The organism is Prevotella sp. 20925_1_30 (assembly GCF_041433025.1).
GTDB lineage: Bacteria > Bacteroidota > Bacteroidia > Bacteroidales > Bacteroidaceae > Prevotella > Prevotella vespertina.
Window position 1 is genome coordinate 1 of the sequence record NZ_JAPWAR010000046.1, and the last position, 9,232, is coordinate 9,232.

Here is a 9,232-nt window from a genome sequence, read left to right on the forward strand (position 1 = left end):
TACCTTTGCCATGTCAGATTTTTGCTTACTTGTTATGTTTGCAGCACCAAGATAGGTGAAATTTCTGACATATCCAAGTGTTTTGAGAACTTTGTTTCTCAGACACATGGAGTTCTCACAAGAGTTTATGCTGCGGAATTAAGGTAAGGTAAACCATATATGAACCATCATTTTACCAACTCTATACTTCAATGGCTGCTCATTGCTATTGTCTTGACAGCAATCGGAGCATTGGTCTTAGGGGTCGTTGCCGATGGCGGTAAGGGGCCGACAGTGATAGGTCTGCTCATCGGCAGGGCGCTCATCTGGGCAGAGCATTACACCAAGAAGCGGGCCGAGAAGCGTGACGTGCTGGAGATGGAGACGTCGGCAGATAAGGCGGAGGACGGCACGGATGCATTGCCAGCGAGCGAGGAAGCACCGACCGAGAGCTATCACATCGAACGGGAAGACAATTTTGCCACAGCCATAGAGGCACTGACGCATCAGAAGATTGCCGCAGGGCAGAATAGAGTGCTTGCATTTGAAGACTCGATGGTGTACGCCTATGAGCTGACGGAGGTAGGATTGCTCACGGGAAGCGGAGAGCAGATGCGCTTCTCGGTGGTGATTCCGCTGCGTCGCAGCAACTAGCAGACGGAGCAGGAAGAGATAGAAAGAAGGCTCGCAGAGGTATGGAGGTGTCTGTGGCAAGACTATGGTTTTGAGACGGCGCATGCGTTGTCAGAGAGCAGCCTGATGCTCAAGATAGAGGCTTGCGGACCGGTAGCCCACGCCGTGAAAGCGTTGAAGCCCACGCAAGATATACTTCACGAGATTATCATACGTCGGGATCTGCATCTGTTGGACTCGTATTTGCTCATTCACGGCTATGATTGGCCAGAATATGCCTATCTTAGAGGTGGACAGGTGGTGCACGATTTCAGAGAAGAAGAGGGTGTGGCAAGAAGTGTGTACCATGAAGATGAGGCGATGGCTGTGGCACGACTGTACGACTTCCAAGACTGCCAACGCATCAGCGAGGCGGAGTATTTAGAGGCACTTTCCTCTTACGCCCACCTGCCTTTTACGTATCATGGTTCTTACATGGCGTATAAAAACTATAAGTTCAAAGGCGTAGTCTTCACCCTGATTGCGGGCAAATTCCACTTGTTTTGCGGTATTGACGAGGCCTACTTCACGACGGATCTGAGCATGTTTAACCTTTGGGAGGAGACACGTCAGTATAACTGTCGAGTGATGGAGGTACGCTTCAGATACGACCATCTGCCCATGATGCGCCTGCTGACAGGAGAGATATTATATATCGATGTGGTGCCGGACAAGTGTGGGCCATTATATTATCTTGTTTCAAGCTCGTATGGCAGCAGAGATTATGCTCACATCAAGGCCGATTATGATGCCGCGAAGGTGGCAGAGATAGGGGTGAAGATGAAACTTTAATATAGTATAGCCTCAAATCCGCAACTAAGCCTTTCAACGTCCTTCTTGCGTGTACACATCCTCTCATTACTGAATTTGCAGATAATTTGAACTTGAAGCACCCACTTTTGCCTACAATATCCCCTTACCCCACAATGTGACTTGAGGCAATACGCAATATCATTCCCATAAGTTGGGCTCTTCAGCAATAGGGAGTGATAATCTGAATCTATTACACAATAAGCCAGACTGAGTTACAAAAGAACTATTTCCTCTTTACCTTCCTCAATACTATTCTCAACGAATCAGTGAGTACCCTTTTGTCATTACCCATAATGAAATCTGAGGGCAGAACAAATAAGGCTAATGAATCTTCGTTGCCTTTGTCTTGGCGTTCATAACGTAATTGGACTGAGATGATTCTATTCTTTACGTGCGTATTATTGGCTTTATATGTATTGGTTCCAGAGAACGGAAAAGACCTCCCTACGTTTATATTCTTATCACAAAAGTCCAACTGTAAAGAGTCGGGATTCAATACATACTCTCCCTTTAAATTAAAGAGAAGGTAATACCAGCCACCGAAGTACATACTGCTGACCTTCACCATACGATTCTCTGATAAATGAATATCGTGGCTAAACTTATTGTTATCTAACGGAAGAGTAAATCCAATATCACAAGATTGAAGAGATAACAAGAAGAAAATAAAAAGCACAAGTTGTTTGATGCGCCGACAGCTAAATATCATTTTCGATAAAATCCCTTAATTCCGCAGCATAAATTCTTGCAAGAACTCCAAGTGTCTGAGAAACAAAGTTCTCGAAACACTTGGATATGTCAGAAATTTCACCTATCTTAGTGCTACCAACAAAAAAAACAAATAAAATATCTGACATGACAAAGGTAGCAATTAAAAACGAGAATATCACTTCTTTCGGTGGAATTTATCACATTATGGACGTTTTCTCAAAGTTGGGTTTTGAAAAACTTACCGAATCTGTATTGGGCAAACGTGGAAGTAGCGGCAAAGCATTCAGCCATGGAAGTATTTTCGGCTCTCTCTTCTTCAGTTACCTTTGTGGTGGAGAATGCCTTGAGGACATCAATGTGCTTATAGGACAGTTCAAGCAGAGACCTGATACGCTATTACCCGGTGCCGACACTGTGGGGCGCGGACTAAAGGAGCTTGCTGAGAAAAGTATTGTCTATAAGAGCGAAACCTCCGACAAGTCGTATAGTTTCAACACGGCACAGAAGTTGAATACCTTACTTTTACGAATGATACGGAGGATGGGGCTTATAAAGGTGGGTAGCCATGTTGACTTAGACTTTGACCACCAGTTTATTCCAGCCCACAAGTTCGATGCAAAGTATTCTTACAAGCAGGATTTTGGCTATTTCCCTGGTTGGGCTTCCATTGGGGGAATCATAGTCGGAGGTGAGAATCGTGACGGAAACACCAATGTGAGATTCCATCAAGAAGACACGCTCCGTCGCATTATGGACCGTGTAACCTCAGAACTTGGTGTGGTAATAGAGCGTTTCCGTGCTGATTGTGGATCGTCTTCAAAGGAAATTATCCAAACCGTAGAGCAGCGCTGCAACACGTTCTATATACGTGCTGCCAACTGCGGCAGCCGATGTGAGGACTTCCGCCAGCTGAAAGAATGGAAGAGTGTTGAGGTTGGTTATGAGAGATGCGATGTCACCTCCGTCAGCATGGACAACTTAATAGAAGGAAAGGCATACAGGCTTGTCGTACAGCGTAGTCCTTTGAAAGACAAGGATGGCAAGCAACAGACAGATATCTTCGGAGTAATATACACATACAGCTGTATCCTCACCAATAACTGGATGTCTACCGAGAAAGATCATTACATTTTATAATGAGCGTGGAGCAAGCGAAAAGAACTTCGACATACAGAACAATGACTTTGGCTGGTCGCATCTGCCCTTTTCCTTTATGGCTGAGAACATGGTTTTCATGATGGTTACCGCCATGCTGAAGAACTTCTATCTCTATCTCATCCGTAATATCAGTGAGAAGGTCAAGCCATTGAAAAAGACAAGCAGGCTGAAAGCCTTTATCCTACATTTTGTCAGCGTGCCAGCAAAATGGGTGAGCACTGGAAGGCAGAACGTTCTGGACCTATATACAAATAAAACCTACTACTCTGAGGTCTTCCTTGAATAAACATCATTTTAGTGGTTTTTCATACTTCCCCATTGGTTTGGGTGGGGATTTCATGACTATGCAAGAACCAAGAACCCCAGAAAATCCCCATATCAATGGATAAATCCAAAAATGTCACTTCAATATATAAAAGTACCTCACAAGGAATAATGCTGCGGAATTGAGGGAGTTAATAGCATTTACTGCCTTTTCCTTGGTTGTTTGATAAGAATGTATTACTTTTGCACCGACTTTCAAAGCGGAAGTTAGGGGGTGCTTGCCTGTTTGGGCTTGCTGAGAATATACCCATTGACCTGATACGGGTAATGCCGTCGTAGGGAAAATTCCCCTTATTTATATTTTAATATCATCACTAAAAGGATATGAAAAGAATTATCCTATTCACTGCTGCATTAACATGTGTAGCAACGACAAAGGCACAAGAAGTAACTGACACGCTCAAGCAACAGCACTTGGAAGAGGTAATAGTAGCTGGCGTTCGAGTACAAAAGAATGCTCCTTATGCAGTGGCTAACATCAAGAAATCAGAACTTGAGGCTTTCTCTAAAACGGGACGTGAATTACCTTTCTTATTAGCTCAAACGCCGGGCGTGTTAGCTTGGGGTGAGAACGGATTAGGTACGGGTACGGCTGCTATGCGCATACGAGGCGCAGCAGGAAGTCGCATTAACATCACCTTAGACGGTGTGGCTTTAAACTCGCCGGAAGATCAGTCTGTGTTCTGGGCAAACATGAATTCGTATGCTTCTCTTATGGGAAGTGTACAGATACAGCGCGGTATCGGAACATCTACAAACGGCGATGGTGCCTTCGGTGGTTCGGTTTCTTTGGCTACGAGTTCACCCATGAGAACGCCGAGCGCAGAAGTCAGTGCATCATACGGTTCGTATAACACCTACAACGCTGGTTTGAAGTTCTCAACGGGTTTGCTCTTCAATCATCTTATCTTTGATGGGGCATATCACGAGACAGCGACCGATGGTTATGTCCACGGCACAAGCGGGCGGTCGGGTTCTTACTATGGCGGCTTGACTTGGTTAGGAGATAACTTCCGCATTAGCTACAAGAACATCGGAAACTTTGAGAAGACGGGACAGGCTTGGAATGGAGTTGTCGCTGGTAGCGGTGATCTTAGTTTGATGGATGGCACTTTCGGGGTACATACGGGTATTAAAACTTACAAGGATCTTTACGATAGAGGATTAGGCAAATTCAATTCCCTATACGAGTATTTGCAGACAGACAATAATGGTGCTTTCGTCAAAGATGCTGCTGGGAATTATCAAACGGAACGATTTAAGATGCGCGATGGTTCGCTTTGGAAGAAGACTACCGATAACTTCTATCAGAATCACAACATCCTTTCTTTCCTCATTCATCCTGCACAGCATTGGAGCCATAACATAACCTTACATTATACTTATGGTTATGGTTATTACAGCGAGTTCAAGCGGAAAGCAAAGTTGGCTAGGTTTGGTTTGCAATTCACCGACAATACTGGCACGCAGATAGCAAAGACTGACCTCGTGCGTCGTAAGGGTTTGTCACAACACACCTACGGCGTTATCTACAATCTCAACTACAAAGATGAGAACTGGGATGTGATGGGTGGCTTGAACCTTCAACAGTTCCGTGGGGATCACTTCGGATATCTTACTTATATCAAAGACCAACAGGTTGACAACAAGTTCCGACCTAACGGCAAGGATTATAAGTATTATTCTTCTGACGCTCGTAAGTTCGATTATAGCGGTTTCTTCAAAGCCAATTACCACTTTAACAACTACTGGAATACGTTTATCGACCTTCAGTATCGCCGTGTGGAATATAGAACCAATGGCGAAAATGATAGGTTCCGTAAGAGTGCCACTGGATACCATAATCAACTATTGGATATCAATAAGCATTATGACTTTATCAATCCTAAAGCGGGCGTAAGTTACTATCGTGATGGACACAAGGCTTACGCCTCCATCGCCTATGCTAACCGTGAACCAGAACGCAATAACTTTACCGAGAATGGTAGTTACCCTGCACCTTCGCCAGAACGATTGATGGATATAGAGCTTGGCTATCAGTACACAGGTAATAACTGGCATGCAGGCGTAAACCTTTATTATATGGACTATACGAATCAGTTTGTGCAGACTGGCGAGAAGAGTGACATAGGCGAGAATCTTACCACGAACATCAAGAACAGCTATCGCATGGGTGCCGAGTTGGAAGCTGGCTGGAATCCGTTATCATGGTTGACTGTCGAAGGTAACGCTGCTTTAAGTCGTAATGTTATTAAGGACTTCGACGAGATGGCAAGTGTCAACTTTGATGATTCCTTCCGCAAGATTCATTATAATCACTCTACTTTGGCGTTCTCTCCATCAGCCATCCTCAATGGTTTCCTCGATTTGCATTACAAAGGCATTAAGGCTGTATGGCACACAAACTTCGTAAGTCGCCAGTATCTCGACAACACCGAGAATATAACCCGTTCGTTGCCTTGCTATTCACAGACGAATGTCAATATCAGCTATTCTCTCCGTCCTGCAAAGCGTCTTATCGGTTTGAAGGAAGTTATCTTCGGTGTGAATCTTAACAACATCTTCAATCGTCATTATGCTGCCAGCGGAGGAGTATATAGCACTATCCTCGACAATGACGGTCATCCTAACGAGAACCGTTACACGCAACTGGGCTTCATCCCAATGGCAGGATTTAATGTGATGGGGAGTGTTGCGTTGAAGTTTTAAGGCTCATGACACTAGACATGCTGGGCTGCATTGTCGGCCTCATTTACATCTATCAAGAATACAAAGCGAGTATATGGCTTTGGCTGACGGGTATTATCATGCCTGCCATCTATATGGTCGTCTATTACGAGGCGGGACTATATGCGGACTTTGGAATGCAGATATACTACACCTTAGCAGCCATCTATGGCTTCTTGTATTGGAAGTTCGGACGGAAGAAAGGGGCGGAGGAGATTCCTATCACACACTATCCTCGTCGGTTGATACTCCCCTCACTGCTTGTTTTCCTCCTTCTTTGGGGCGCACTCTACCTCATCCTCATCAAGTTCACGAACTCTACCGTACCCGTATTAGACAGCTTCGGCAATGCGCTCAGCTTCATCGGACTATGGGCATTAGCAAAGAAATACATCGAACAATGGTGGATATGGATTGTCGTCGACATCGAACTGGCAGGACTCTACCTTTATAAAGGAATTCCTTTCACCGCAGGGCTCTATGCTCTCTATTCCATTATCGCTGTGGCAGGGTACTTTAAGTGGCGAAAAAGCCTCCCCCAACCCCTCCGAAAGGAGGGGAGTGCTAATGGGCAAGATACCTCCATTGAGCATTCCCTTTCTTCGGAGGAATTAGGAGAGATACCTTCCGTTAGGCACTCCCCTCCTTTCGGAGGGGTTGGGGGAGGCTTTTGTGCCGTCATCCTTGCAGCGGGCGACTTCCCCACCCACGTCCTACCCCTTCACATCCTACGCACTGCGGATAATCTCATAGTATGCGATGGCGCACTAAAAGAGCTACTTGAATATGAGATAGAACCAACGGCAGTAGTGGGCGATGGCGACTCACTCTCAGAAGAGCTGAAACAACGTTATGCACACATCTATCATCATATATCAGAACAGGAGTTTAATGACCTCACCAAGGCGACCCTCTTTGCTCGTTCCCATCTGAAGATGGACGCATCCACGCATACCCGCCCCCGTTTCTGCTACCTCGGAGCAACTGGCAAACGGGAAGATCACACACTAGGGAACATATCTCTCATGCTCTATTACTATCGGCAGTTAGCTATCGACCCAGTGATGATAACCGACTATGGCTATTTCGTAGCAGCATCGGGCACTATGCGCTTTGATTCTTTCCCTGGACAGCAAGTCAGCATCTTCAACGCTACCTGCAAAGAGCTATCCAGCAACGGACTCAAATGGGATATCTATCCATTCAACGAACTATGGCAAGGAACGCTGAACGAAGCCTTATCAAATGAATTCACAATCCATGCCGATGGTGATTATCTCATTTATCGAACGCATAAAGCATAACAATCCTTTTTCTACAGATCAAAAATGCCATATCTTCATCCTTTTAAGAGATGTCGATATGGCTTCTTTTATAATTGAATATTGCTGTACAATAATCCTTCTATCCCATTACAACCACCCTCTTTCCGTACTATTAGTATAAAGTTGGACAGAAATAATATACAATCAGGAAAAACCTACCTCCGTTTTTAAGAAAACGTACCTCCATTTTCAGTAAAACGTACCTCCATTTTCCCCAAAACGATAGTACTTTTTACTTAAAACGATAGTACTTTTTTTCTAGAAACAAGTACGCTGCATACATTATGCGAGTGAGAGGGAACACAAAAGCGAATGTGTTATCTAGAAGAAGTTGGATCCTGCAACTTATGTAAATTATACTGATAGGTTTACACATACCAATGGAAAGGGAGATATAAGACTAGACAAGTGAACACACGGAATAAGAAGCTGATAGATTAGAGTATTTAGTTCCCAAACATAATGCGGGACTACCTAATAAAGGTAATCCCGCAATAAACTTTATGCTATTTAAGTATTGCTAGACAGCAATAAATAAAAATCTATTCTCTTAGCCGTTTAGTACTTACGACCGTCATGAGTAATGATGTTATTGAATGGTGCAAAGTAGGCTGCATCAACAACTGGTTGCGTTACAGTTCTTTGAGTATTAACATAGACTGGGCGGATTGCACAAGCTTGATGTTTCTGTGGTTCAGTTATTCCATAGTTAAGAGAACCAAAGAATAAGCCTTTACAGGTACTTGCTGCCGTTGCACGATCAGCATAATAGAAGCCCATGAAATTACTACCCTCAGCGACATGGCGGAAAACTACGTTGTTTTTATTGTTAATACCATCGTCACGACGTCCTGTAATAGGTAAGAACAAGCCTCGATTAGCAAGAACAAGTCCTGTTACGTCTTCATACTTCCAGAGTTTCTTGCTAGTAGGGAACTTAGCATGTTGACCTGTCAGTATGTAATCGCTATAGTAAATGCCATAAATCTTATTTCCCTTATCGGTATAACAGAATGCTGGTATCTTTGTGGCGCTATTCTTCAAGCCTTCGAGTTGCGCCAAGGAAGGGTACTGATAATAATAACTACGTCCTGCTTTTTCGGTATGATATCTTACGATATCACCATATACAGCTTGGTTTTTGTCTACAGGTCTGTTACCCAAGGTACCAGGTAACAGCTTGTTCTTATAATAATTTCCTTCCATACTAAATCCTGTTCCACCGAGGTATTCAGCACTTTTCAAATTCAAAGTTTCTGTAATATCTCCCCATCTAAAGAGATCCATGTCATCAGAAGTCTGAGTGTAACGTCCATTATGGTTATCAATATACCAGTTTTGTGAACCTAATCCACTCTTTGAGATATCTTTGTTATTAGCTCTGTTTTCAGCTGATGGATTATCTCCATAGTTACTAATCCACCACTGTGCAGGCGCAATACCCCAGTATTCCTTTGTACCCTGCTTATAATGTATAAAGTTACCTGTAGCCCATGTGACATTGTTTACTGTAACATATGGCT

5 protein-coding genes, 4 pseudogenes and 1 riboswitch are annotated in these 9,232 nt (G+C 43.9%); of the genes and pseudogenes, 6 read left to right on the forward strand and 3 right to left on the reverse strand.

Annotated features, from left to right (window positions below; genetic code table 11):
- Positions 1-159: 159 nt before the first annotated feature.
- Positions 160-633: a hypothetical protein gene (locus O3603_RS11600; protein WP_371522978.1), complete on the forward strand. Its 474-nt coding sequence runs from the start codon at positions 160-162 to the stop codon at positions 631-633.
- Positions 634-786: 153 nt separating this feature from the next.
- Positions 787-1,443 carry a hypothetical protein gene (locus tag O3603_RS11605; RefSeq protein WP_371522980.1) on the forward strand — a complete coding sequence of 219 codons (657 nt, stop codon included), beginning with the start codon at positions 787-789 and terminating at the stop codon, positions 1,441-1,443.
- On the opposite strand, the pseudogene O3603_RS11610 reads toward O3603_RS11605, so the two are convergent.
- Positions 1,385-1,612: pseudogene (locus O3603_RS11610) on the reverse strand (hypothetical protein). The gene O3603_RS11605 and the pseudogene O3603_RS11610 overlap by 59 nt on opposite strands.
- Before the next feature lie 75 nt (positions 1,613-1,687).
- The gene (locus O3603_RS11615) at positions 1,688-2,140 is read right to left on the reverse strand and encodes a hypothetical protein (protein WP_371522982.1); all 453 of its coding nucleotides are present in this window, start codon (positions 2,138-2,140) and stop codon (positions 1,688-1,690) included.
- A gap of 179 nt (positions 2,141-2,319) precedes the next feature.
- Between O3603_RS11615 and O3603_RS11620 the strand changes: the two are divergent.
- The 4 genes and pseudogenes from O3603_RS11620 to O3603_RS11635 all read left to right on the forward strand — a co-directional run bounded on the left by O3603_RS11620 (position 2,320) and on the right by O3603_RS11635 (position 7,688).
- Positions 2,320-3,619, forward strand: a pseudogene (locus tag O3603_RS11620) (IS1380 family transposase).
- Between the two features lie 238 nt (positions 3,620-3,857).
- A riboswitch (TPP riboswitch) is annotated at positions 3,858-3,956 on the forward strand.
- 25 nt (positions 3,957-3,981) lie between these two features.
- A complete protein-coding gene (locus O3603_RS11625; RefSeq protein WP_371522984.1) occupies positions 3,982-6,366 on the forward strand; it encodes a TonB-dependent receptor in 2,385 nt (794 codons plus the stop codon).
- A 5-nt stretch (positions 6,367-6,371) separates the two neighbouring features.
- Positions 6,372-6,947: pseudogene (pnuC, locus tag O3603_RS11630) on the forward strand (nicotinamide riboside transporter PnuC); the annotation flags it as partial.
- A gap of 57 nt (positions 6,948-7,004) precedes the next feature.
- Positions 7,005-7,688: a thiamine diphosphokinase gene (locus tag O3603_RS11635; RefSeq protein ID WP_311454274.1), complete on the forward strand. Its 684-nt coding sequence runs from the start codon at positions 7,005-7,007 to the stop codon at positions 7,686-7,688.
- A gap of 579 nt (positions 7,689-8,267) precedes the next feature.
- On the opposite strand, the pseudogene O3603_RS11640 reads toward O3603_RS11635, so the two are convergent.
- Positions 8,268-9,232 (reverse strand): annotated as a pseudogene (locus O3603_RS11640) (hypothetical protein); the annotation flags it as partial.